At 62.9% G+C, this 24,863-nt stretch carries 22 protein-coding genes and 2 pseudogenes; 17 read left to right on the forward strand and 7 right to left on the reverse strand.

The genetic code is table 11. From position 1 onward, the window contains the following. The 6 genes and pseudogenes from QN222_RS27850 to ligA all read left to right on the forward strand — a co-directional run. Positions 1 to 320: pseudogene (locus tag QN222_RS27850) on the forward strand (cell division protein FtsA); the annotation flags it as partial. A 102-nt stretch (positions 321 to 422) separates the two neighbouring features. After that, positions 423 to 2,213: a cell division protein FtsZ gene (gene ftsZ / locus QN222_RS27855; protein ID WP_284005699.1), complete on the forward strand. Its 1,791-nt coding sequence runs from the start codon at positions 423 to 425 to the stop codon at positions 2,211 to 2,213. A 355-nt stretch (positions 2,214 to 2,568) separates the two neighbouring features. Then, entirely contained in the window at positions 2,569 to 3,522 is a 954-nt protein-coding gene (gene lpxC, locus QN222_RS27860) for a UDP-3-O-acyl-N-acetylglucosamine deacetylase (RefSeq protein WP_283965538.1), read from the forward strand. Between the two features lie 267 nt (positions 3,523 to 3,789). After that, entirely contained in the window at positions 3,790 to 4,656 is an 867-nt protein-coding gene (locus QN222_RS27865) for an outer membrane protein assembly factor BamD (protein ID WP_283965537.1), read from the forward strand. A 36-nt stretch (positions 4,657 to 4,692) separates the two neighbouring features. Next, positions 4,693 to 6,366 (forward strand): DNA repair protein RecN, encoded by a 1,674-nt coding sequence (gene recN / locus QN222_RS27870; RefSeq protein ID WP_283965536.1) that lies wholly within the window; start codon positions 4,693 to 4,695, stop codon positions 6,364 to 6,366. A 168-nt stretch (positions 6,367 to 6,534) separates the two neighbouring features. Next, positions 6,535 to 8,688 (forward strand): NAD-dependent DNA ligase LigA, encoded by a 2,154-nt coding sequence (gene ligA / locus QN222_RS27875; protein ID WP_283965535.1) that lies wholly within the window; start codon positions 6,535 to 6,537, stop codon positions 8,686 to 8,688. Between the two features lie 97 nt (positions 8,689 to 8,785). Here the strand turns inward: ligA and QN222_RS27880 are convergent, their stop codons facing one another. Both QN222_RS27880 and QN222_RS27885 read right to left on the reverse strand, forming a co-directional pair. Then, entirely contained in the window at positions 8,786 to 9,190 is a 405-nt protein-coding gene (locus tag QN222_RS27880) for a VOC family protein (RefSeq protein WP_283965534.1), read from the reverse strand. A 214-nt stretch (positions 9,191 to 9,404) separates the two neighbouring features. Continuing rightward, positions 9,405 to 10,334, reverse strand: coding sequence for a LysR family transcriptional regulator (locus QN222_RS27885; protein WP_283965533.1), 930 nt, complete (start codon positions 10,332 to 10,334; stop codon positions 9,405 to 9,407). A gap of 10 nt (positions 10,335 to 10,344) precedes the next feature. Between QN222_RS27885 and QN222_RS27890 the strand changes: the two genes are divergently transcribed. From QN222_RS27890 to QN222_RS27920, 7 genes and pseudogenes are all read left to right on the forward strand, one after another. After that, the gene (locus tag QN222_RS27890) at positions 10,345 to 11,001 is read left to right on the forward strand and encodes an SDR family oxidoreductase (protein ID WP_283965532.1); all 657 of its coding nucleotides are present in this window, start codon (positions 10,345 to 10,347) and stop codon (positions 10,999 to 11,001) included. 33 nt (positions 11,002 to 11,034) lie between these two features. Continuing rightward, positions 11,035 to 11,637, forward strand: a pseudogene (locus tag QN222_RS27895) (NADPH-dependent F420 reductase); the annotation flags it as partial. Between the two features lie 206 nt (positions 11,638 to 11,843). After that, positions 11,844 to 12,719 (forward strand): pantoate--beta-alanine ligase, encoded by an 876-nt coding sequence (gene panC, locus QN222_RS27900; RefSeq protein WP_284005700.1) that lies wholly within the window; start codon positions 11,844 to 11,846, stop codon positions 12,717 to 12,719. Positions 12,720 to 12,721: 2 nt separating this feature from the next. Beyond that, entirely contained in the window at positions 12,722 to 13,543 is an 822-nt protein-coding gene (gene panB, locus QN222_RS27905) for a 3-methyl-2-oxobutanoate hydroxymethyltransferase (RefSeq protein ID WP_283963387.1), read from the forward strand. Positions 13,544 to 13,853: 310 nt separating this feature from the next. Next, positions 13,854 to 14,573, forward strand: coding sequence for an AzlC family ABC transporter permease (locus tag QN222_RS27910; protein WP_283963386.1), 720 nt, complete (start codon positions 13,854 to 13,856; stop codon positions 14,571 to 14,573). 3 nt (positions 14,574 to 14,576) lie between these two features. Next, positions 14,577 to 14,885 (forward strand): AzlD family protein, encoded by a 309-nt coding sequence (locus tag QN222_RS27915; protein ID WP_180938397.1) that lies wholly within the window; start codon positions 14,577 to 14,579, stop codon positions 14,883 to 14,885. 130 nt (positions 14,886 to 15,015) lie between these two features. Continuing rightward, on the forward strand, positions 15,016 to 15,255 hold the full coding sequence (locus QN222_RS27920) for a hypothetical protein (RefSeq protein ID WP_153437342.1): 240 nt from the start codon (positions 15,016 to 15,018) through the stop codon (positions 15,253 to 15,255). Positions 15,256 to 15,812: 557 nt separating this feature from the next. Here QN222_RS27920 and QN222_RS27925 read toward each other — a convergent pair. From QN222_RS27925 to QN222_RS27940, 4 genes are all read right to left on the reverse strand, one after another. Next, positions 15,813 to 17,648, reverse strand: a complete 1,836-nt coding sequence (locus QN222_RS27925; protein ID WP_283963385.1) for an aminopeptidase P family protein — start codon at positions 17,646 to 17,648, stop codon at positions 15,813 to 15,815. 562 nt (positions 17,649 to 18,210) lie between these two features. Beyond that, positions 18,211 to 19,086 carry a 50S ribosomal protein L11 methyltransferase gene (locus QN222_RS27930; protein WP_283963384.1) on the reverse strand — a complete coding sequence of 292 codons (876 nt, stop codon included), beginning with the start codon at positions 19,084 to 19,086 and terminating at the stop codon, positions 18,211 to 18,213. Positions 19,087 to 19,296: 210 nt separating this feature from the next. Then, positions 19,297 to 19,896, reverse strand: a complete 600-nt coding sequence (locus tag QN222_RS27935) for an SCO family protein (protein WP_283963383.1) — start codon at positions 19,894 to 19,896, stop codon at positions 19,297 to 19,299. 142 nt (positions 19,897 to 20,038) lie between these two features. Further along, complete coding sequence (locus tag QN222_RS27940) at positions 20,039 to 20,197, reverse strand: hypothetical protein (RefSeq protein WP_283963382.1); 159 nt, start codon at positions 20,195 to 20,197, stop codon at positions 20,039 to 20,041. A 242-nt stretch (positions 20,198 to 20,439) separates the two neighbouring features. Between QN222_RS27940 and QN222_RS27945 the strand changes: the two genes are divergently transcribed. The 4 genes from QN222_RS27945 (at position 20,440) to QN222_RS27960 (ending at position 24,189) form a co-directional block, all read left to right on the forward strand. Then, positions 20,440 to 22,521 carry a methyl-accepting chemotaxis protein gene (locus QN222_RS27945; protein ID WP_283963381.1) on the forward strand — a complete coding sequence of 694 codons (2,082 nt, stop codon included), beginning with the start codon at positions 20,440 to 20,442 and terminating at the stop codon, positions 22,519 to 22,521. 2 nt (positions 22,522 to 22,523) lie between these two features. Further along, positions 22,524 to 22,988, forward strand: a complete 465-nt coding sequence (locus tag QN222_RS27950) for a chemotaxis protein CheW (RefSeq protein ID WP_136509137.1) — start codon at positions 22,524 to 22,526, stop codon at positions 22,986 to 22,988. Positions 22,989 to 23,243: 255 nt separating this feature from the next. After that, positions 23,244 to 23,579, forward strand: a complete 336-nt coding sequence (locus QN222_RS27955) for a hypothetical protein (RefSeq protein WP_283963380.1) — start codon at positions 23,244 to 23,246, stop codon at positions 23,577 to 23,579. Positions 23,580 to 23,883: 304 nt separating this feature from the next. After that, positions 23,884 to 24,189, forward strand: a complete 306-nt coding sequence (locus QN222_RS27960) for a hypothetical protein (RefSeq protein ID WP_283963389.1) — start codon at positions 23,884 to 23,886, stop codon at positions 24,187 to 24,189. A 102-nt stretch (positions 24,190 to 24,291) separates the two neighbouring features. Here QN222_RS27960 and QN222_RS27965 read toward each other — a convergent pair whose 3' ends face one another. Then, positions 24,292 to 24,786 (reverse strand): CreA family protein, encoded by a 495-nt coding sequence (locus QN222_RS27965; protein WP_283963379.1) that lies wholly within the window; start codon positions 24,784 to 24,786, stop codon positions 24,292 to 24,294. Positions 24,787 to 24,863: the final 77 nt, after the last annotated feature.

Below are 24,863 nucleotides of genomic sequence, written 5' to 3' on the forward strand. Positions count from 1 at the left end.
ACCGCATCCAGCGCTCCGGATTCAGCCCGATCGTCGGCAAACGTATCGTGCTGACGGGCGGCGCCAGCCAGCTGACCGGCCTGCCGGAAGCGGCGCGGCGCATCCTCGCCCGCAATGTCCGCATCGGTCGCCCGCTCGGCGTGTCCGGCCTGCCGGCCGCCGCCAAGGGGCCGGCGTTCTCCACGGCCGTCGGACTGATGATCTATCCGCAGGTCGCTGATCTCGAGACCCATGCTGCTCACGGCGGCATGTTCTCCACCTTCGGCGGCGGCAACAGCCGTATCGCTCGCATGGGGCAGTGGCTGAAAGAGAGTTTCTGAGTTTCGCCGATGCCGCAGGGGCGTCGGAGGTAACAGGTGTTTGAGTTTTGAAGGATTTGGCCGGCTCGGCAAGGCGGCCAGAAAACGAGAAGGAACAGTGATATGACCATCAACTTGCAAAAGCCGGATATTACCGAGCTGAAGCCCCGCATCACGGTCTTCGGGGTCGGCGGCGGCGGCGGCAACGCCGTCAACAACATGATCACCGCGGGCCTGCAGGGCGTCGATTTCGTCGTCGCCAACACCGATGCGCAGGCGCTCACCATGACCAAGGCTGAACGCATCATCCAGATGGGTGTCGCCGTCACCGAAGGTCTCGGCGCCGGCTCGCAGCCGGAAGTCGGCCGCGCAGCCGCCGAAGAGTGCATCGACGAGATCATCGATCACCTGAACGGCACGCACATGTGCTTCGTCACCGCCGGCATGGGCGGCGGTACTGGTACGGGTGCGGCTCCGATCGTCGCTCAGGCCGCCCGCAACAAGGGCATCCTCACCGTCGGCGTCGTCACCAAGCCCTTCCACTTCGAAGGCCAGCGCCGCATGCGCCTTGCCGATCAGGGCATTACCGAACTGCAGAAGTCGGTCGACACGCTGATCGTCATCCCGAACCAGAACCTTTTCCGCATCGCCAATGACAAGACGACCTTCGCCGACGCCTTCGCCATGGCCGATCAGGTCCTCTATTCGGGCGTTGCCTGCATCACCGACCTCATGGTGAAGGAAGGCCTTATTAACCTCGACTTCGCCGACGTCCGCTCGGTGATGCGCGAGATGGGCCGCGCCATGATGGGCACCGGCGAAGCATCGGGCGAAGGCCGCGCAATGGCTGCCGCCGAAGCCGCAATTGCCAACCCGCTGCTCGACGAAACCTCGATGAAGGGCGCTCAGGGCCTGCTCATCTCCATCACCGGCGGTCGCGACCTCACGCTCTTCGAGGTCGACGAGGCTGCAACGCGCATCCGCGAGGAAGTGGATCCCGACGCCAACATCATCCTTGGCGCCACCTTCGATGAAGAACTCGAAGGCTTGATTCGCGTTTCCGTCGTTGCAACCGGTATCGATCGCACGGCCGCGGAGGTGGCCGGTCGCACTGTTGACTTTCGTCCGGTAGCGCCGAAGCCGATCGTTCGCCCGTCCGCCGCAATTCCGGCCCAGCCGCAGCCAGTCGCCCAGCACCAGCCGCCGGCACCGCAGTCGCAGCCGGTCGCTCAGCCTGTGCAGCAGCAAAACACGGTCGACCAGATCGCACTCGCAATCCGCGAAGCCGAGATGGAGCGCGAACTCGATATCGCCACCCGTGCGCAGGTCGCTGCGCCGGTTCACCAGGTACAACACGTACAACAGATGCAGGAGGAAGCCTTTCGGCCCCAAAGCAAGCTTTTCGCCGGCGCCGCGCCGGTGGAGGCCGCTCCCGTAGTGCGTCAGGCCCCGCCGGTGCAGCGTCCGGTCGAGATGCCGGTGCAGGCACACGTCCAGCCGCAAGTGCAGCCGCAGCCGGTCCGCCACGAGCCGGCTCCGGTCATGCGCCAGCAGGCCGAACCGGTGCGTATGCCGAAGGTCGAGGACTTCCCGCCGGTCGTGAAGGCCGAGATCGATCACCGCGCGCAAACCGCTCCCGCTCACCAGGAAGAGCGTGGACCGATGGGGCTCCTGAAGCGAATCACCAATTCGCTTTCCCGTCGCGATGACGACGATCACGGCGTCTCGGCCGACATGACGGCGGCAGCACCGAGCGCTGCATCGCAGCAGCGCCGCCCGCTGTCGCCGGAAGCGAGCCTTTATGCACCGCGTCGCGGTCAGCTTGACGATCACGGCCGCGTCTCGCCGCAGGCGCGCTCGCACGAAGATGATCAGCTCGAAATCCCGGCATTCCTTCGCCGCCAGTCGAACTGATTTTGAAGGACTGTTCCTTCACCTTGCCGAATGCCCGGGCAGCCGCCCGGGCATTTTTCGATTTTATTCATTATTTCAATGGCTTGTAATTTGTGTTGCGCACATGACAATTGCGTAACAATGCGAAACGAACAGTGATTTGGAATGGTGCCTCCAAAATCTTATTTTCAGCATCGGAATTGGGGACGCATACGATTCGATCGGGCGCTGTTAGTTCGAAGAATCGAGGGTTCGGCAAATAGGTGCGGATCCTCGAGGTTCTGACTTGCGCCTTGAACATCGGGTGCATCCTTCGTGTGTTTGGCCGGTGCCGCATCGAGTGCCAGGGCCTCATCGAGTGAAAGTGAAGACGAGAATGGGAATTGAACTCCTCGGGTTTCAGGCGACGATTGCGAACCCGGTCACGCTGAAGGGAATTGGCGTCCATTCCGGCGCGGAAGTGTCGATCACCTTCCATCCGGCCGAGGCCGACGCCGGCATCGTGTTTCAGCGCGTTCTCGCTGGCGGCCGCGTCGCCGAGTTCAGGGCCGTCTCGTCGCAGGTTGGCAACACCGACCTCTGCACGGTTCTCGGCCTCTCGCCTGCGACGTCGATCGCCACGGTCGAACACGTGATGGCAGCAATCTACGCGCTTGGCCTCGACAACCTGCTCGTCGAGGTTCACGGCGCCGAAATGCCGATCATGGACGGCAGCTCCGAGCCCTTCATCGACGCGATCGAACAGGTCGGCCTGCGGGCGCTGGCCGTGAAGCGCCGCTATATCCGCATCATCAAGCCGGTGCGCATCGACTCGGGCGCTTCCTGGTCGGAGTTCACGCCCTATGACGGCATGCGCTTCGAGGTCGAGATCGACTTCGACTGCCCGCTGATCGGCCGTCAGTCCTGGAAGGGCGATATGACGCCTTCGGTCTTCAAGCGCGAACTGTCGCGCGCACGCACCTTCGGCTTCATGCGCGACGTCGAACGGCTCTGGGCCGGCGGCTTTGCGCTCGGCTCGTCGCTCGAAAACTCGGTGGTGATCTCGGACGACAACACCGTGGTCAATGTCGAGGGGCTGCGCTATGCGGACGAGTTCGTCCGCCACAAGACCCTTGACGCCGTCGGCGATCTGTCGCTGGCCGGTGCTCCCTTCATCGGCTGCTACCGCTCCTATCGCGGCGGCCACAAGATGAACGCGAACGCGCTGAAGGCGCTGCTCAGCGACCCGACCGCCTACGAGGTCGTCGAAACGGCCACGCCGCGTCAGCGCACCCGCTCACGCGATATGGTCGCCGTCGCAGCTCCGGGTTTTGCGCCCTGGTCCGCATAACGATAAACGTCAGTTCTTCTCCAGTCGCCGGCCGAAAGGCCGGCATTTTCATTGTGCGGGATGATTCCCGGAAGCCGAATCCGGGCCAGGAATATGCTGGCGCGCCAAGTATTGGACGGCTTTCATCCGTGGAAAACGTGCAAAGCACTGCATACCGCCACAAATTTGCATGAATTGCTGATCATGACGTTGCGATCTTGAGGCAATTTGCTCTAAAACGCGCAGGTCTGGCGGGACGCGGTCCGCCGAATGAAACGGGAATATTCGATGGTTCTTGCAGTTTCGCTCGACATGAGAAAATCGGTGCGCGTCGCCGCGGTCGTTGTTGCGGCTGTGGTTGGCAGCAGCCTGATCACAGCCTGCCAGAACGACCCGGATATCGACATCACCAAGCTCGCCGCGGAAACCGATCCGCCGGAGGTTCTCTACAACCAGGGCCTTGCCAACCTCAATGCCGGCAAGACGACGGAAGCGGCGCGCAAGTTCGAAGCGCTCGACAAGCAGCATCCGTTCTCCGAATACGCCCGCAAGGCGCTGGTGATGAACGCCTTCGTCGCCTACCGCAACGGCCAGTATCAGGACGCGATCAACGCCACCAGCCGCTATCTGAACCTCTACCCGCAGTCGGAAGATGCGGCGTATGCGCAGTACATTCAGGGTCTCGCCTACACCAAGCAGATCCCTTCGGTAACGCAGGACCAGAAGGCGGCCGGCAAGGCGATCGACGCGATGCAGGCGGTCGTCGATAAATATCCGGACTCCGACTATGTCGAGGATGCCCAGGCGAAGATCCGTTTCGCCCGCGACCAGCTCGCCGGCAAGGAAATGCAGGTCGGTCGCTACTATCTCGAGCGTAAGGAATATCTTGCCGCCGTTTCCCGGTTCCGCGTCGTCGTCGAGCAGTATCCGAACACGAACCAGGTCGAAGAAGCGCTTGCCCGACTCGTCGAGGCCTATTACGCCATGGGTGTAACCACGGAAGCGCAAACTGCGGCGGCGGTGCTCGGGCACAATTATCCGGACAGCCAGTGGTATGCCGATTCCTTCAAACTGCTGCAGTCGGGCGGACTTGAGCCGCGCGAAAGCGGTACGTCCTGGATTGCGCGCGCAGGCAAGAGGCTCATCGGCGCCTGACCTGCTCAGCGCTCGACAAGGAAGATATGAACCCGGATGCTCGCGCAGCTCTCGATCCGCGATATCGTCCTGATCGAACGGCTTGACCTCACCTTCGATGCCGGGCTTTCCGTGCTGACCGGCGAAACCGGCGCCGGTAAATCCATCCTTCTCGACAGCCTCTCGTTGGCGCTCGGCGGCCGCGGCGATGGCTCGCTCGTGCGCCACGGCGAGGACAAGGGGCAGGTGACTGCGGTCTTCGATGTCCCAGCCGGCCACGCGGCGCGACTGATGCTGCGCGAGAACGGCATCGACGACGATGGCGACCTGATTTTCCGCCGCGTGCAGTCGACCGACGGCCGTACCAAAGCCTTTGTCAACGACCAGCCGGTGAGCGTGCAGTTGATGCGGCAGCTCGGCCAGACGCTCGTCGAAATCCACGGCCAGCACGACGACCGGGCGCTGGTCGATACCGATGCGCACCGCGCGCTGCTCGACGCTTTCGGCGGCACATCGGAGGCGGCGGAAGAGGTTGGAGCGCTTTACCGCGGCTGGCGGGACGCGGAACGCAATCTCAAGAAACACCGCGAGCGCGTCGAGGCAGCGGCGCGCGAAGCCGATTATCTGCGCTCCGCGGTCGAAGAGCTCGAGACGCTTTCGCCACGCGACGGCGAAGAGGAGGAACTGGCCGAAGGCCGGGCGCGGATGATGAAGGCCGAGCGGATCGCCGGCGATATCAGCGAGGCATCCGAGTTTCTGAACGGCAATACCTCACCGGTGCCACTGATCGCCTCGCTGGTCCGCCGGCTGGAGCGCAAGAGCCATGAGGCCCCGGGTCTGCTCGAGGAGACGGTGGAGCTTCTGGACGGCGCGCTGAACCAGCTTTCGGATGCTCAGATGGCGGTGGAGCGGGCGCTCCGCAACACCGAATTCGACCCGAAGGAACTGGAACGCACCGAGGAGCGCCTCTTCGCCTTGCGCGCTGCAAGCCGTAAATATTCGGTTCCGGTCACCGAACTGCCGGCGCTTGCCGTGCGAATGATCGCCGACCTCGCTGATTTGGACGCCGGCGAGGAGAAGCTGAAGCAGATGGAAGTGCAGGTGGGCGAGGCGAGGGCAGCCTTCGACGGGGCGGCCCGGTCGCTTTCCGAGAAACGCCACCACACGGCGGAGGCGCTTTCGGCCGCCGTGATGGCGGAGCTGCCGGCGCTGAAGCTCGAACGGGCGCGTTTCATGGTCGAGGTCGCGAGCGACCCGGCCTCGCCGACCGCTGACGGCATCGATCTCGTCGAATTCCATGTGCAGACAAACCCGGGCACCCGGCCGGGACCGATCATGAAGGTCGCCTCCGGCGGCGAGCTTTCCCGTTTCCTGCTGGCGCTGAAAGTGGCGCTTGCCGATCGCGGCTCGGCGCCGACGCTCGTCTTCGACGAAATCGATACCGGCGTCGGCGGGGCGGTGGCGGATGCCATCGGCCAGCGGCTGAAGCGGCTTTCCAAGACCGTGCAGGTGCTTTCCGTCACCCATGCGCCGCAGGTTGCTGCGCGTGCGGCGACGCACCTGCTGATTTCAAAGGGCCCGTCGGCGGAAAGATCCGAGACAATCGCCACCCGTGTCGCGCGCATGGACGACAAGGCACGTACGGAAGAAATCGCTCGCATGCTTGCCGGCGCCTCGATCACCGAGGAGGCGAGGGCGGCGGCAGCGCGATTGCTTGCCGGCAACGGCTGAGCGGATCGCTCTTTTCTTTCGCGCAGAGCGCACTGCATCGCAATGCGTCTTTCTCGACGCGCAAAGGTCGCTGTAGCACTTTGAATTGCTGCATGATTTTGTCCTCAAATCGATTCCGATTTGAGGAATCATGCAGTAAAAACGACTCCCAATCCGGAGTCGTCGCCCATGTTGAGTGAAAGAAAACCCGTCGAGCACATGACCGAAACGGAAGCGGCTGAAGAGCTCGCCTTTCTTGCGGCGGAGCTCGCCCGTCATGATGCGCTTTATCATGGACAGGACGCGCCCGAAATCTCGGATGCGGACTATGACGCGCTGAAGCGTCGCAACGACCTGATCGAGGCTAGATTTCCCGCGCTCATCCGCGAGGACAGTCCTTCGCGCAAGGTCGGCGCGGCCCCCTCGCTGACGTTCCAGCCGGTCGTCCATGCGCGGCCGATGCTGTCGCTCGACAACACGTTCTCGGACGAGGACGCCCGCGATTTCGTCGCTGGCGTCTATCGCTTCCTGGGGCGGCTTCCGGATCATTCGATCGCCTTTACCGCCGAGCCGAAGATCGACGGGCTTTCGATGTCGCTGCGTTATGAAAATCGGCGGCTTGCGACGGCCGCGACACGTGGCGACGGCACGACCGGTGAGAACGTCACCGCCAATGTGCGCACGATCGGCATGATTCCACAGAGGCTTCCGGCCGACGCCCCGGACATCGTCGAGGTGCGCGGAGAGATCTACATGGCGAAGTCCGACTTTGCCGCGCTCAATGCCGAGATGGCGGCGCAGGGCAGGCCGCTCTATGTCAACCCGCGCAACACCGCCTCCGGCTCGCTGCGACAGCTCGATGCCAAGGTGACGGCGAACCGCAAGCTTCGGTTCTTCGCCTATGCCTGGGGTGAGATATCGGCAATGCCGGCCGACACCCAGCTCGGAATGGTCGAGACGTTCAAGGCCTGGGGCTTCCCGGTCAATCCGCTGATACAGCGTTTCTCTTCCGCGGACGAATTGCTGGAGCACTATCACCACATCGAGCGCGAGCGGCCCGATCTCGACTATGATATCGACGGTGTCGTCTACAAAGTCGACCGGCTCGACCTGCAGGCGCGCCTCGGCTTCCGCTCGCGCTCGCCGCGCTGGGCGACGGCACACAAGTTTCCGGCCGAGCAGGCCTTCACGCGGCTCAAGGGCATCGACATCCAGGTCGGCCGCACCGGCGCACTGACGCCGGTGGCGCGGCTGGAGCCGATCACCGTCGGCGGCGTGGTGGTGACCAACGCGACCTTGCACAACGAGGATTATATCCGCGGTGTCGGCAATAGCGGTGAACCGATCCGCGAAGGGCGCGACATCCGCATCGGCGACATGGTCATCGTCCAGCGGGCAGGGGACGTCATCCCGCAGATCGTCGATGTGGTGATGGACGAACGTGCCGAAGGCGCCGAGCCCTACAAATTCCCGACCACATGCCCGGTCTGCGGCAGCCATGCGGTGCGCGACATCAACGAGAAATCCGGCAAGGTCGATGCAGTCCGCCGCTGCACCGGCGGCTTCGTCTGCCGTGCGCAGGCGGTCGAACACCTGAAGCACTTCGTCTCGCGCAACGCCTTCGACATCGAAGGGCTTGGCTCCAAGCAGATCGAATTCTTCTTCGAAAGCGAAGACGACAACCTGAGGATCCGCACGGCACCGGAGATCTTCACGCTGGAGCGCCGGCAGGACGCCTCACTCACCAAGCTCGAAAATATCGAGGGCTTTGGAAAGGTCAGCGTCCGAAAGCTTTTCGAGGCGATCAAGAACCGGCGCTCGATCGCACTCCACCGCTTCATTTACGCGCTCGGCATCCGCCATGTCGGCGAGACGACGGCGAAGCTGCTTGCGCGCTCCTATGGCAGCTACGATCATTTTGGCGCGGCGATGGTCGAGGCGGGCAATTTTGCCGGCGACGCCTGGAACGAGCTCAACAGCATCGACGGCATCGGCGAGGTTGTCGCCCGCGCCATCGTCGAGTTCTACAAGGAGCCCCGCAATGTGGAGGTCGTCTCGCGGCTTCTGGAAGAGGTGACGCCGGAAAGCGCGGAAATGCCGGTCGTGGCCGACAGCCCGGTCGCCGGCAAAACGGTGGTCTTCACCGGCTCGCTCGAAAAGATGACGCGCGATGAGGCGAAGGCGAAGGCCGAAAGCCTCGGTGCCAAGGTGGCGGGCTCGGTCTCGAAGAAGACCGACATCGTCGTCGCCGGTCCCGGTGCCGGCTCGAAACTCGACAAGGCCCGCGAGCTCGGCATTCAGACCATGGACGAGGACGAGTGGCTGGCGCTAATCGGTGGGTGACGCAGCCACCTCAATAAAGTTTTGCAGCGCTTCCGTCCTTCAATCGGGGACCCGGCTGACGGTCCGGACGGCGATGGCGTCGTACCGGCTCAGCCAGTCACGCCGCCTGCTCGGCCGACATGTCCATCCACATGAACTCCCAGGCATGGCCGTCCAGATCCTGGAAGCTGATGCCGTACATCGCGCCGTAGTCGATGGCCGGCTTCCACCGCTTGCCGCCAGCGGCGAGCGCCTTGGCGAGCATGTCGTCGCATTCGGCGCGGCTCGCGGCGGAAAGCGCGGTGATAACTTCCGTGCCCTTGGCCGTGTCGCTGATCTCCCCGGTGATGAAGCCGCGGAATTTCGGCTCGGTCAGCAGCATGGCAAAGATATTGTCGTCGATGACCATGCAGGCGGCCGTTTCGTCCGAGAACTGCTCATTGAAGGTGAAGCCGAGGGCTGAAAAGAAAGTACGGGAGGCTTCCAGGTTTTTGACGGGCAGGTTTACGAAAATCATGCGCATGGGATTTTCCTCGTGAGTTTGCTTCCACGCGACTACAGCGCCATGGCTCGTTCAGAGGCACAAAGGTCGCTGCAGCACTTTGAGTTGCTGCATGTATCTGTCCCCTAATCGGCTCCGATTTGAGGATACATGCAGTAAGACGAAGAACGGCTTCCACAGCCGACAGGCGGAGACGAATTTAACTGGTGCTCGCGTGGCGGCTTTCAACCGCAGTTCAGCCGAGGCTTCCGGCAAAACGCTCCGCGAGTCGCTGCCGTTTGAAGTGATCGGCGACAAAATCGATGAAGACGCGCGTCTTGGCGGGCAGCAGCGTGCGGCTACCGTAATAGACCGATATCGGGCCGGCATCGGCGTACCACTTGGGAACGAGCCGGATAAGCGCGCCGGATTCCAGATGAGGCAACACGTCCGGTACAGCGATCAGAGTCATGCCGAGACCGAGAAGGGCGGCGCGGCACATGGCGGCCGGATCATTGACGACGATCGTCTCCTTCGGCGCTGCCGCCATCTCCTCGCCTGCGGCGTTGCGCATCATCCATTGGCGGATGCGGCCGGTGCGCGCCGAGCGCATGGCGATGCCGTCAAGCTCGCCAAGGCCGGCGGGATCGAGCGGCAGGGTTCGGCCGGCCACATAAGCGGGTGAGGCAACGGCGATGATATGGGCGGGCGCCAGCACGCGCGAGACGATGCCGGGCGAGAGCTCGAAGCCGCCGCCGATTGCCGCGTCGAAACCCTCGGCGACCAGATCGACCTGCCGGTTGTCGAACTGCCAGTCGATCTGGATCCCCGGGTAACTCTTCAAAAAATCCGGCAGCAGCGGCAGGATGTAGTCGGTGCCAAAGGTCGGGCTGAGGCTGACCTTGAGCACGCCGGCAGGTTCCCGCCGTTCGTCGCCCGCCTCGGCGATTGCCGCCTGCAGCCCTTCGAGATTATCGCGGATTGCCGTCAGGAAGCGTTCACCATCCTCGGTCAGGGTCAGTTTGCGGGTCGAGCGATGGAAAAGCCGAATGCCGAGGTTTCGTTCGAGCATCGCGACATTGCGGCTGACGGCCGCCGGCGTCAGTCCGAGTCGCCGGGCCGCACCGGAAAAGCCGCCCTGTTCGGCGCTACGGACGAAGGATTCGAGATTGGCCAGCGTTTCCATGGAATCTCAAGTGAGCGTTGAAAATGATGAAAGCGATTTCCCACTACCCGAGAAGGCCGCCGCCGTGGTTGACGCGATCAAGGCCGAGGCTGGCCGCGCCGTTGCCATCAGGGCCGATGCCGGTGATGCTGCCGCCGTGCGCGCCGCCGTCGTCGAAAAGGTCAAGACGTTCGGTGGCATCGATATCCTCGTCAACAATGCCGGCATCGCGCTCGGCGGTGCGATCGACGAGATCACCGAGGCGGACTACAATCGAATGATCGCGGTCAATGTCACCGGCGTCTTCGTTGCCACGCAGGAGGCGGTACGCAACATGAAGGCGGGCGGGCGCGTTATCCACATCGGCAGCTCGATGGTGCGCTACGCCGCATTTCCAACCGCCTCGCTTTACACGCTGACCAAGGGTGCGGTCGCCGGCTTCAACCGCAGCTTGGTGCGCGATCTGGGGCCGCGTGGCATTACCGTCAACACGGTGCATCCCGGTCCGACCGACACCGACATGAACCCAGATGGCGGGCCGGTCTCCAAGATCGTCGGCCCGGGCATGGCGATCGGCCGTTATGGCAAGCCGGACGAGATCGCGAGCGTCGTCGCCTACCTGTCGAGCCCAGAGGCCGCCTTCGTTACTGGCGCTGACATCGTCGCCGACGGTGGCTTCACGGCCTGAGGTCGCAGCGACTCGCAACATCGAAAGGAAGCCGCCATGTCCATCGGTATTATCGGATCCGGCAACATCGGATCGGCCTTTGCCCGGGCACTCGCCCGGGCGGGGATCCCGGCCGTCATTTCCAACAGCCGCGGGCCGGAGAGCCTGAAAGAGCTTGCCGGCGAACTCACTCCCTACATCACCGCCGGGACGCGTGAAGAGGCCGCAGGCGCCGATCTCGTGTTTGTCGCCGTCAATTGGTCGAAGCTGCCCAAGGCGCTTTCCGGTCTGCCGGATTGGGAGGGCCGAATCGTCATCGACGCGAACAACCCGATCGAGGCGCCGCTCTTCAAGCCCGCCGAGCTCGGCGGGCGGCTTTCAAGCGAGATCTTCACCGACCTCGTCCCCGGCGCGCGCGTCGTCAAGGCCTTCAACCATCTGCAGCCGCATCTCGTCTCCGGCGATCCGAAGGCAGAAGGCGGCCGCCGCGTGCTCTTCTTCTCCGGTGATGACGCAGCTGCCAAGGCGGAGGTCGGTGGGCTGATCGACCGGCTCGGTTTCTTCGGCATCGATCTCGGCCCGCTCTCGGTCGGCGGAAAGCTCGCCCAGTTTCCCGGTGGTCCGCTGCCTGCGCTCAATCTCGTGAAGTTCGATTAAACATCAGGCAGGCCGGCGATCCGGCCTGCTTCTTGAACGCCCGCGATCCTCCCTCACGCACCATTTCCATTTGTCTTTTTGCGCTGCACAAGATAGAGCTGTGCAGCCAAAATTTGTGCAATTGCCTTTTCGCGGGGCTCGCCATGGGCCATATCAGCGAAACCGGGCGCGCCGTACCGGTGCCCCGGCGGATTGGAGGGTCCGAGATGAAAACGATCACCACCGTCGCCGAACTGCGCGCGGCTCTCGCCGAGCATCGGCGAGCGGGAAAGGGCATCGGTCTGGTCCCCACTATGGGCTATCTTCATGTCGGCCACATGGAACTGGTGCGCCGCGCGCGCAGCGAGAACGACGTGGTCGTTGCCAGCATCTTCGTTAATCCCCTGCAGTTCGGGCCGAACGAAGACCTTGCCAAATATCCGCGCGATCTCGCCCGCGACCAGGCGATGCTTGCCGAGGGCGGCGTCGATTTTCTCTTCGCGCCCGGCGTTTCCGACATGTATCCGCGTCCGATGGAAACCGTGGTCGACGTGCCGAAGCTCGGCTCGGAGCTCGAGGGTTCGGTCCGGCCCGGCCATTTCGCGGGCGTCGCGACGGTCGTCACCAAGCTCTTCAACATCGTCCAGCCGGACCGTGCCTATTTCGGCGAGAAGGATTTCCAGCAACTGCAGATCATCCGCCGCATGGTCGAGGATCTGGCGCAGCCCGTCTCGGTGATCGGCGTGCCGACGGTGCGCGAGGCCGATGGTCTCGCCTGTTCGTCGCGCAACGTCTATCTCACCTCCGACGAGCGCCGCGCCGCTGCGATCGTGCCGAAGGCGCTGGACGAGGCCGAACGGTTGATCGCCGGCGGCCTGACCGAACCTGGCGCTGTCGAGAGGGGCGTCATCGACTTCCTGTCGGCAGAACCGCTGGCGCGGCCGGAGGTCGTCGCGCTGCGCGATCCGGAAACGCTGGAGCCGATCCTTGAGGTCGGCGAGAAGCCGGTTCTGTTGTTGCTTTTCGTCCGCTTCGGCAGCACGAAGCTGCTCGATAACCGTGTTATCGCACCGAAATCTGCCCATTTTGCAAAGGTAGCCTGAGAATGAGCGTACACACCGCGAAGCGGCGGCTCAGCCCCGCCAATATCGAAGCCCTGAAGGGCGAACGCCCGATCGTCAGCCTCACCGCTTATACGACGCCGATCGCGCGCCTGCTCGATCCGCATGTCGATTTCCTGCTCGTCGGCGACTCGCTCGGCATGGTGCTCTATGGCCTCGACACCACGGTCGGCGTCACGCTCGACATGATGATCGCTCATGGTCAGGCGGTGATGCGCGGCTCCGAACGCTCCTGCGTCGTCATCGATCTTCCCTTCGGCTCCTATCAGGAATCGAAGGAGCAGGCCTTCCGCAGCGCCGCGCGCATCCTGAAGGAAACCGGCTGCAGCGCGGTGAAGCTGGAGGGCGGGGCGGAAATGGCCGAGACCGTCGATTTCCTCGTCAGCCGTGGCATTCCGGTGCTCGGCCACGTGGGCCTCATGCCACAGCTCGTCAACACCACCGGCGGCTATCGCTCGGTCGGCCGCAACGAAAAGGAAGTGGCGAAGATCCGCCGCGACGCCAAGGCGATCGATGACGCCGGCGCGTTCGCGATCGTCGTCGAAGGCACGATCGAACCGGTCGCGCGCGAGATTACCGCTACCCTGCGTTCGCCGACCATCGGCATTGGCGCCTCGCCCGCCTGCGACGGCCAGATTCTTGTCTCTGACGACATGCTCGGCATCTTCAACGATTTCAAGCCGCGCTTCGTCAAGCATTTCGCCGAGCTCGCACCGGCGATCTCGAAGGCCGTCGAGGAATATGCCAACGAGGTGAAGGCGCGGACCTTCCCGGCTATCGAGCATACCTTCCAGTTGAAGCGCTAAGGGGCAGGGGCCTCCGCTCCGTTTCGCGCTTGCGATCCAGCGGCGCCGTGTCGGCGCCGCGCGGGTTCGGTCAGTCCCTACAGCGCCGCGCGTATTATCAGAAGCGCAAGGGACGCTGTAGCACTTTGAATTGCTGCATGTTTTTGTTCTTAAATCGAGGTCGATTTAAGAAGACATGCAGTAGCACGCCAAACATCAGAAAATTCAATCACTGTATCAGCGCAATTGAATTGTCGCCGCGTGCGGCAGCGCCTATCTGTCGCCCCATGCCGGTTCGCGGACATGCCTCCGGTTTCGGCGGGAGAAGTTCATGAACAGAGACGATTTCCGAGCGGGGCTGCGTGGCGGCTTCCCTATCATGCTGGCGGCTTCGCCTTTCGGCGCGCTGTTTGGGGCCCTGGCGGTCGATAACGGCTTTACGATCGCCGACGCGGTGTTCATGAGCGCCACCGTCTATGCCGGCGCCAGCCAGATGGTGGGTATCGAACTCTTCGGCAACAACGTCCAGCCCTGGCTGGTCGTGCTCTCGGTCTTCGCGGTCAACTTCCGCCACGTGCTCTATTCTGCCTCGATCGCCAAGTACATCTCCCATTTCAGTTTCGGGCAGAAGCTTCTCGCTTTCTTCTTGCTCGTGGATCCGCAATATGCCGAGACGGAGCAGCGCGGCGAGCGTGGATTGCCCGTTACATTCGCGTGGTACCTCGGCTTCGGGCTGGTGATCTACGTACCCTGGATTATCAATACGCTGGTCGGGGCTATCTTCGGTCAATTGATCGGCGATCCGAAGTCGATCGGCCTCGATGTCCTGCTGCCAATCTATTTCCTCGGCCTCGTGCTCGGCTTCCGCAAGCGCGATCGCTTCCTTCCCGTGGTCGCAACCAGCGCCGTCGCCTCCATTGCTGCCATGCACTTCGTCGGCTCGCCTTGGCATGTCAGCATCGGCGCACTTGCCGGCATCCTGCTCGCGGCCGTCCTGCCGCCGGAGCATCGCCTGCAGCAAGGGTCAACGACCGTGGAAAAGGAGGCCTGAGCCGTGGATGCACAGCACCTCAACCTCATCTACCTGATCGTCGCCGCCGCACTCGCCACCTTCGCGACCCGGTTCGGCGGATATGTGCTGATCACGCAGCTGAAGCGCATTCCGCCGCGGCTAGAAGCGGCGCTGAATGCCGTCCCGGCGGCGGTTCTGACGACGCTGGTTGCGCCGGCCTTCGTCTATGGCGGCTTCGACGTCGCGGTGTCGATGCTCGTTGCCTTCGCGATCGGCATGCGTTTCTCGACGCTCCGGATGCTCGTTGTCGGCTGGGTCGCGGTGATGGTCATCCGGCACGTGATCCTGTAGCTCTCTCGTCCTTCCCGCTACCGGCGGGTACGGGTCGGGCGCCCGCCATTGGCGCTAAACCAATACTGGATTATCATCCCTTGGTTGCCGGAGAGGCACATCAGCCCTCCGGACTTGGAGGAGTGACCTCATGATTATCAGGATTTCGATTGCCCTCCTGTTGGCCCTCGCACCTGTGACTGCCTTTGCCAACCAGTGCCCCACCATGATGGCGGCGATAGACGCGGCTCTGCCAAACGCCTCCCTTTCCGAAGCCGACATGGCCAAGGTCAAACAGTTGCGTCAGCAGGGCGAACAGCTGCACCAGTCGGGCGATCACGCCGGCTCTGAGGCAGCGCTCGGCGAAGCAAAGAAAATGTTGGGAATCTGAACGGAAGAGCCGGGATCGCCCCGACCTTTCGGTTCAAAATCCGGAGCGGGTCAATCCGCCGCGAGCCGGAAATCTGGACGGCGGCCGCCATAGGATTGCGGCGCGGCGGCACCTTTCAGGCCTACAGCGCCGCGCTTCCTAAGTAGTCGGCTGACGATTTTCAAATCAAACGTGCAATCCCGTAAAATTTCCGGGTTACACCGGAGCAGCGCGGGAAATATAACATTGTCGTTGGTAGAGATATCGTACCTCCCAACTGAGGCCCGGCCGCCCCCCTGTAGCCCCCAACCTACGCCGCCGGGCCTCCCTCGCACCCCTTCATAGCAACGGAAGTTCCGCGCGCTACTGCATTTTTTCTTAAATCGAAGCCAGATTTAAGGACAAAAACATGCAGCAATTCAAAGTGCTGCAGCGACCTTTGCGCGGCTGACAAGACGCGCGGCGCTGTAGGTCGGTGGCGCGGAAAGACGCTCTTGGTTCGACGGGCTGTTCGTTAGATCGCTTCACCGTTCCAATGAACTTATGACGCGATCTAACCATTTGAAGCAACACAAGTTTTAGCGTGTGACCGCTTCCGTGGCGGCCTCCAGCCAGCGGCGCGTCTCGTCGCTGGCGATGAGCGGCATGAGTTTGTCACGCGTTTCAGCATGGTAGGCGTTCAGCCAAGCAAGCTCCTCGTCGGTCAACAGCGAAGGCAGGACGAGGCGCCGGTCGATCGGGCAGTAGGTCAGCGTGTCGAAGCCGAGCATCGGCAGGTCGCCGCCTTCGATCTCCGAGGCTTCGCGGATGACGACGAGATTCTCGATGCGGATGCCGAAGGCGCCCGGGCGATAGTATCCGGGCTCGTTGGAAAGGATCATGCCCGGCAGCAGTTCCTGCGTCGAGAGCCGGGCGATGCGCTGCGGCCCCTCGTGCACGGAAAGATAGGAACCGACGCCGTGCCCGGTGCCGTGGGCATAGTCGGCGCCCGCCTTCCAGAGTGCGATGCGGGCAAGGGGATCGAGATCGACGCCGCGCGAACCCTTGGGGAAGCGCGCCGTGCTTATCGCGATCATGCCCTTCAGCACCAGCGTAAAGAAACGCTTCTGCTCTTCCGGAACGGCACCGATCGCGACCGTGCGGGTGATGTCGGTGGTACCGTTGATGTATTGCGCGCCGGAATCGATCAGGAACATGGTTCCGGGCTCGATTGTCCGGTCCGTATCCGTCGTCACGCGGTAGTGCATGATCGCAGCGTGCGAGCCGGCGCCTGCAATCGTGTCGAAGGAGATGTCCTTCAGCGGATTCTGCATGCGCTCGCCGACGGTCGCGCGCGCGGCCTCCAGCCTTTCCGTCGCGGCGATCTCGGTCACGCTGCCGGGTTCGGTCTGGTCGAGCCAAGCGAGGAACTCCACCATCGCGGCGCCATCCTGCAGATGCGCGCGGAGCGAACCCTGGATCTCCGCGTCGTTCTTGCGGGCGCGGGGGAGGCGGGCCGGATCGACTGCGCCGACGATCGAGCCGCCCTTCGCGCGGATCAGCTCGCCGATGGCGAAGGGCGCAAGGTCGGGATCGATCATGATCGCGGCGCCGGTCGCTGCCAGCGCCGACAGCCGATCCTCGAAACTTGCGGGCGCGGCGATCTCGGCAAGCTGGGTCAGATAGGCTTCCTGTTCAATGCCGGTCTTGCGCTTGTCGAGGAAGATCTCGGCGCGGCCGTCTGCAGGGATGATCGCGCGGGCGAGCGGATGCGGCGTGTGCGGGACGTCGCTGCCGCGAATGTTGAAGGCCCATGCGACGGAGGAGGGGTCGGTGAGGACGACGGCGGCCGCCTTCGCTTTGTCGAGGCCGGCAGCAATCGCCGCAATCTTGTCCTTCGCCAGTTGGCCGGCGTACTCGATCGGCTGGATCGTCACCCGGCCGAGGGGAGCGGCGGGCCGGGCGGTCCAGATTTTGTCGAGCGGGTTATGATCGAGAAAGACGAGCGTGCCACCGATCGCCGCAAGCGCTTTCTGCAGCTTGAGGACCTCGGCGCCGGTATGCAGCCACGGGTCGATGCCGAGGCGGAAACCTTTCGGCGCATGGCCCTCCAGCCAGACATGCGGCGGCTCGCCGATCAGGTCGCCGCCTGTGAAGACGCTGCCGTCGACCTGCTCCTTGAGTTGGGTCACGTAACGTCCGTCGACGAAGACGATCGCTTCACGCTGCGTAATAAGCGCGACGCCGGCGGAGCCGGTGAAGCCCGTCAACCAGGAAAGACGCTCGGATGAAGCCGGCACATACTCGCCCTGGAATTCGTCGGCGCGTGGCACGAGGAAGCCGTCAATGTCGAGGGCCGCGAAAGCGGCGCGCAGAGCGGCGGTGCGCTCCTTGCCGAACTGAGGCGTGGAGGTGACTTCGAAGGACTGAAACATGGATTATTTCCGGCAATTTGGCGGGGAACCGCGACTGGGATGATCGTCATGTTAGCGGAAAGGGCGCTTCAGAGGAAAGAGGCGATATCCGGCCGTGAACAGGCCGATGGGCTGCGGATATGCGCCCGTCGAGCGGGGCATTTGCCCATTCCGCGGACATATGCGTGACATGCATGGCACCCATGCTGCAACGCATCTATCTCTATCGGAATAATGGTTTATAAGCGCGCTCAACGAACACGGACGAACATCCGGTGGTTCAAAAAGCTGCAGTTCTGAGAATAGTTGGTCATTCTGTTCTCCTCCTCCCTCAAGGGTGGCCAATTTCAGAACGGTAGAAGCCCGCTCGAGCGCTCCTCCTCCTCAGGCTCGCGGGCACAGGCGATGCCTCTGGCATCGCCTTTGTTTCGAAAAGGGCCGCCCGTCATGATGGACTGGGCGGCCCTTTTCGTTTTCTGTCCCTCTCGTATTGATGGCCGCAGCGGTCGCTTTGGACGAAAAACGCCGCGGCGACGGCGCTTTGTGCTGCATTGTCTCGCTTCAAGTGGGATGGCGCGATCCGCTATTTCGTCAGATGGATGGTGACCCAGCCGTTCCGCCAGATGGTGCGCGCATGTTTGAGGCGCTGGCCGTTATAGGCGGCGAGCACCTTCCAGCGCTGTTCGGCGAGGATCCCGGACAGAATGACCGAGCCACCGGGGGCGAGATTGGCGACGAGCTGCGGCGCCATCTTCATCAGCGGCCGCGCCAGGATATTGGCGATGATCAGGTCGAAGGGGCCGTTGGCGCTGAACGCCGTCGAGTGGAAACCGGGAGCTGTGGCGAAGGTCATGCCGGTGGCGACGCCGTTGCGGCGGGCGTTTTCGCTCGCGACGCGGGTCGCGATCGGATCGATGTCGGTGGCGAGTACCGGCACATGCAGGAGTTTCCAGGCGGCGATTGCGAGCACGCCGCTGCCGGTTCCGAGGTCGAGGACGTTGCGGACCGGCCGCGTATGCGCGACGGAGGCGAATACCTCAAGGCACCCGGCCGTCGTGCCGTGGTGGCCGGTGCCGAAGGCCTGGCCGGCGTCGATCTCGATCGCGATCTCGCCGGTCCTTACCTTGTCGCGGTCATGCGAGCCGTGGACGACGAAGCGTCCGGCGCGCACCGGGGCGAGCCCTTCCAACGATTTGGCGATCCAGTCGATATCGGGCAGGACTTCCCGTTCGATCGGAAGATGGGAGAAATCCGCGGCCAGCGCTTCGGCGAGCCGCTCCCTGACGCTCTCCTCCTCGTCCGCCATCATGTAGACCGAGGCTTCCCAGACGTCGCACTTTTCGTCGATCTCCATCGTCGCGATGGCAAAGTCTTCGTCCTCGAAGATCGTGCTCATGACGTCGAGCACGGCCTCGACCTGTTTCTCGGTGCTGGTGACGAAAAGTCTTATCTCGCTCAACGGTGTGTCCTTCGGCTGTGGCTGGCCTCGCGGCTATCACGGATCAGGCTGAAACGCAAAGCGCCGGCTACTGCATGTTTCCCTAGGTCGTAACCGACTTCAGGGTAAAAACATGCAGCAATTCAAAGTGCTACAGCGTCCTTTGCGCGTCCGATCGGACGCGCGGCGCTGTAAGCCGGCGCTTTCAGGAATGGGAAGTGAAGTCGTCGCTCAACCCTTGGTCAGGTTCTCGAGCTTCTGGACGGCGGTGTCCGGGTTCTCACCATAGGCGATCGTGCCGCTGAAGTGGCCGTTCGCGTCAAGCAGGAACACCGAGGCCGTGTGGTCCATGGTGTAGTCGCCGTTGGGATTCTTTTCGTCGACAGGCACCTTCTTGTAGTAGACGCGGTAGCCCTTAACCATTTCCAGCACCTTGTCCGGCGGTCCGGAAATACCGGTGATGCGCTTCGAGACATTGGAGACGTACTGGCCGAGAACGTCCGGGGTATCGCGCTCCGGGTCGACGGTGATGAAATAAGCCTGCAGCTTGCTGCCGTCCGGATCGACCTTTTCGAGCCAGCCGTTCAGCTCGAAAAGCGTCGTCGGGCAGACTTCGGGGCAATGGGTGAAGCCGAAGAAAAGCGCGGTCGGCTTGCCGGCGAACGCCTGTTCGGTGATCGGCTTGCCGTCCTGTGCGACAAGCGCGAAGGGCACGCCGAAGGGGCCTGATGATGCCTGCTGCCGCGATTGCGTCATGTCGTAGGTGAGCCAGCCGAGGATCGCCACCATGACGAGGATGGCCGCCCAAAGGACGATGCGAATGGTTTTCATCATTGCTACCGGTTTGCTGGGCCCTCGTAAGGGCCGTCAATGAACGTGGCGTTGTGATACCGCGTCACCACCACCGGCGCAAAGGGTGAATTGCCGCAGGTGGTTCATGCGGCAGCTGCGAAATCCGCTCCGAACAGGGGCGTCAGAAGCACCAGGAAATGCCGGCTTGGGCGAGCGATAGGAAGATGTCGGCGCCATGCGCGATCCAGCCTCGGAAGGCCAGGAGTGCGACCAGCGCGAAGACACCCGCGACAAGGGCGAAGACGAGGGGCGATAGCGATTTCTTCGTGTCCGTGTGCATAGGACGATCATAACACTCGAAGGCGACAAGGAAAGAGGCGAGGACAAGCGGTTGATCCGCAGAGCTGGTAGCCATGTTTTAGCGAATGGTTAAGGTCTGTTTGCGAGTGTCGCCGAAAGCGGAGAAGTGCACACTTCGATATGACATGAGGTCATCCGGTTGATCGAGCCCGGCCTTCCGCATCGATCGCAACGGAGGACCTCGCCTGCCGCGGCGGGTCCATTGCCATGGACTGCCAGTCAATGAACACCTCTCCATCCGTCGGACGCACCCTCTCGGTCAGCCAGAGACTGGCGACGCTTGCAGCCGCTGCCTTCCTTGGTTTTAGCTCGGTGCTCGCCGTCGGCTTGTACCAGGAGCGGCGATCGGAAGAGACGCTTGAAAAGGCGATTGCCGCCCAGCGCGGAATGAGGACGGCCGAGGAAATGCGGCTTGCCGGTCTTGAGCTGGTGCTCGCTGCAATGGATACGATCGTCGATCGCGACGAGGGCAAGATCCTGCCCGAGCGCGCGGCCCAAATCAAAGCTTCGCTTGCAGCGCTTGAGACAGGGAAAGCCGATGTCGAGGCGCTGGCGCGTCTCCTTGGCAAACCGGAAGTCGTCTCCAATTTCGATGCCGATCTTGCCGAACTGCACAAGGCGATCGAGGTGGATCTGAAGGCGCTGGTGGAGGCCGGAGCGCAAGCGGACGAATTCGCCCGCATCGACGATGCGATCGACGGGGGCGGGGAGCGCGTCGGCGCCGCACTCGCTGAGTTGAGCAAAGCGGCCGCCGGCCTTGCTTCCGCGCGCATCGCCGAGACCGAGGCGGCATCAACAAATGCACTCATCCTGCAGGCAACCGCCGGGCTGCTGGCGATGGCGACCTTGCTGGCGCTGATCTGGTTCCACGGCAATGTTTTGCGCCGGGGTATCCTCGGCTTGCGCGACGGCATGCAGCGGATCCATTCGGGCGACTTGAACGCCAGCGTGGCTGGGCTCGGGCGCGGTGACGAAATCGGCGAGATGGCTCGGTCGGTAGAGCTCTTCCGGGCGTCGGCGATCGAAAAACGCTCGCTGGAGCAGAACGCGATGGCGAGCCGCAGAGAAATCGAGGAGGTGCGTCAGCGCCAGGAAGCCGAGCGCGATCAGGCTGTCGCCCGCATCAAGACCGCGGTCGATGCGCTGGGACGGGCGCTCAACCAGCTTTCCGAGGGCAATCTGGCGGTCGCGATCCGCGAACCTTTCGCAGACGGTTTCGATGTACTACGCCGCGATTTCAACAACACCGTCGAACGGCTGAGCCACGTTCTCTCGAGCGTCAAGGAGAACGCCGTTTCGATCGAAACGAACGGCCGGCAGATGCGCAGCGCCGCTGACGATCTGGCCCGGCGAACGGAACGGCAGGCGGCGTCGCTCGAGCAGACCTCGGCCGCTTTGGAGGAAATCACCGTTACGGTGAAGACCGCGACCGAGCGCGCCGAAGAGGCAAGCCGCATGGTCGGCGAGACGCGCACCAATGCGGAAGAGTCCGGACGCATCGTCGGCGAAGCGATCTCGGCGATGGCGCGCATCGAGGGTGCCTCCAACGAAATCGGCAAGATCATCAACGTCATCGACGAGATCGCCTTCCAGACGAACCTTCTGGCGCTCAATGCCGGCGTCGAGGCGGCGCGGGCAGGCGAGGCGGGCAAGGGCTTTGCCGTCGTTGCCCAGGAGGTCCGGGAACTGGCCCAGCGGGCTGCTGGCGCGGCGAAGGATATCAAGGCGCTCGTTACGCGATCCGGCAACGAGGTGGGAACCGGCGTGAAGCTGGTGCAGGCGACCGGCGAGGCGCTTGGCCGCATCGGCGCCGACGTCGCGCGCATCAACGAACATATGAGCTCGATCGTAATGGCGGCGAGGGAGCAGTCGACGGGGCTTAACGAAATCAGCACCGCGGTCGGCCAACTCGACCAGATGACGCAGCAGAACGCTGCGATGGTGGAGCAGACCAACGCTTCGAGCCACACGCTCGCGCAGGACGCCGAGAAGCTCAGCGAACTCGTCGGCCAGTTCCGCCACGGGCAGGTGAGCGAGGCAGCGTTCCGGAAGGCCGCTCCTGCTCCCGCGCAGCCCTCTGTCAAGGCCGGCGCTCCGACCAAGGCGAACATTCCGGTCCGGGCCGGCAACGCGGCCTCCGCAAGGCCGGTGCCGCTGCGCAAACCCGCGGCCGCACAGGCATCCACCCGTCCAGCTCCATCCCCCGCCAAGGCCCTGATGGGCAAACTGGCGGGCGCTTTCGGCAACAAGCCGGGCTCCGTACCGTCCGTTACGGCCTCCGGCGATAATTGGGAAGAATTCTGATCATGAGCAACGCTATCAAGCAGTCCGGCGCCTACCTCGAAATCGTCTCCTTCCACCTCGGAGACCAGGAGTTCTGCATCGACATCATGGCGATCCGCGAAATTCGCGGCTGGGCGCCGGTCACGCCGATGCCGCATACACCGCCTTATGTGCTTGGCCTCATCAACCTGCGCGGCGCCGTGATCCCGGTGATCGACATGGCCTGCCGCCTCGGCATGAAGATGACCGAGCCGTCCGAACGCTCGGCGATCATCGTTACCGACATCAACGGCAAGCTCGTCGGCCTCTTGGTCGAGCAGGTTTCCGACATGATGACGATCCGCAGCGAAGACCTGCAGCCGGCACCGGAGATCATTCCGGAGGCACAGCGGGCCTTCTGCCGGGGCATCGTCGCGCTCGAAAAGACGATGGTCTGCTTCCTCAATCTCGATACGGTCATCGCCGACGAGCTGGCGCAGGCGGCATAGCCTCAACGCAAGCCCTGACATACTGCAAAAGGCCCGCTTCGGCGGGCCTTTTCGCACGACGACGATGCAGATCGGCCCGGGTTTGCGCCGGGCGTTTCAGAGTTCGACGGGCAAGGCTGCCCCGACAGTCGGCGCTTTCCAGGAACACGAGCGCGGTGCAGGCGTTATCCCATAACAGCATGGGAGGACCCTATGCTGAAAAACCACGGCGTCCCTCGGGAGGCGGGGTGCTGCTACAGACACAGGAGCAATGCCATGAGAGTTTCCATGAAAACATCTTTGGCCGCGTTTGTCCTCTCGTCTGCCCTTGCAGGCGTTGCTGGTTCGGCCGTTGCCGACAGCTACTATCAGGGCATCGATCCGCATAATCCTCCTGGGACTCAGAACAGAGGAACGATGTTAGTACCCATGCAAAGACGCCCGTACTATGTCGATGAAATGCCGACGGGCAGCATCTACGTCGATCCGATGGCGACAGGTAGCGTCAGCGGAGCCCCTGGTCGCGTGCGTGAGCAGTATCGGGACGAATACCAGGGTGGCGGTCAAGGCGACTACTACCAGGGTATCATGCCCCCGGCACCGGTTCCCTGAGTGACAGCATAGTCTGGATCTTACCGATATATTGTTGATTGCAGGACGGCGCGTGATCAGCGTCGCCATTGCGCGGGGAGCGGCTTGTTCTCGATCGACACCTCGGGTCTTCGACCTGCCATATGCGATTTTGGCAGGGCCGGCGACAGCGGCGTCAAGTTACAGTTGCGTAATATTCCATCACGGTTGCATGAGTCATTCGTGACAAAACGTCACCGCTTGCAAGGAACAACTGCTCCCAAAAGGTGTTATCCTTTCGGTATCCGTTGGAGGCCGGATGCTGAATGAACATAGGAGCAATGTCATGAAAGTTTCGCTGAAAACATCAGTTGTTGCATTTGCCCTGTCCTCCGTACTCGGCGCCGCGGCGCCAGCCTTTGCGGACTCCTATTACCAGGGCATCGACCCGAACAACCCTCCGGGCACGCAGAACCAGGTACGAGCCCCTGTGATGCAGAGCCGGGGCGCTCCGGCCACTGTTGACGAGATGCCGACAGGCAGCATCGACAACGGCCGGGTCATATATCCGAACAGTGGGTCCTCCTATCAGCCACGCTATAACGGCGGTGATGGCGATTATTACCGCGGTATCGTACCCCCGACACCCTGACATTCGGATAACGTGAACAATCTTCTCTCAAGGCGGGGCGGGACAACCCGCCTTGATTTTTGGGCCGCCTTGATTTTTGCGCCGCCTTGATTTTTGCGGGCGCTATTGCGGGCGCCCTTTCTCCCAGGTGACGGTCTGGCCAAACAGCGGCACGGTGGTGATCGACATCTTGGCCGATCCATCCGTCAGTTGTCGCGAATGCGCGAGGTAAATCAGCGTGTCATTGGCCTTGTCGTAGATGCGGGTCACCAGAAGATCCTTCCAGATCAGCGATAGGCCGGAGCGGAAAACCTCTTCCCCTTCCTTCGACAGATCGATGTCGCCGATACTGATCGGCCCGGTCTGCCGGCAGGCGATCGAATTGTTGGACGGATCCTCGAACCAGTTGCCGTTCTTCAGACGGTCGATCACGCTGCGATCGAAATAGGTCACGTGGCAGGTGACGCCGTTGACCTTGGGGTCGCGGACGGCGTCGATCTTGATGTCGTTGCCGAGCCAGTCGACGCCCACTTGGCCGACCGTTTCGGCGCGTGCGGGGAGGGACGCTGCGGCACAGGCCAGGCTGGCGAGCAGCAGCATGCGGATGGGGCGGAACATGAAATACTCTCCGATGGATTGCAGCGTTGAGATAGGTGGTGGACGCGGCAATACAAGGCGAGCGGCTGGCACGTGGC

It is taken from the genome of Sinorhizobium sp. 6-70 (genome assembly GCF_030124375.1).
Lineage (GTDB): Bacteria > Pseudomonadota > Alphaproteobacteria > Rhizobiales > Rhizobiaceae > Sinorhizobium.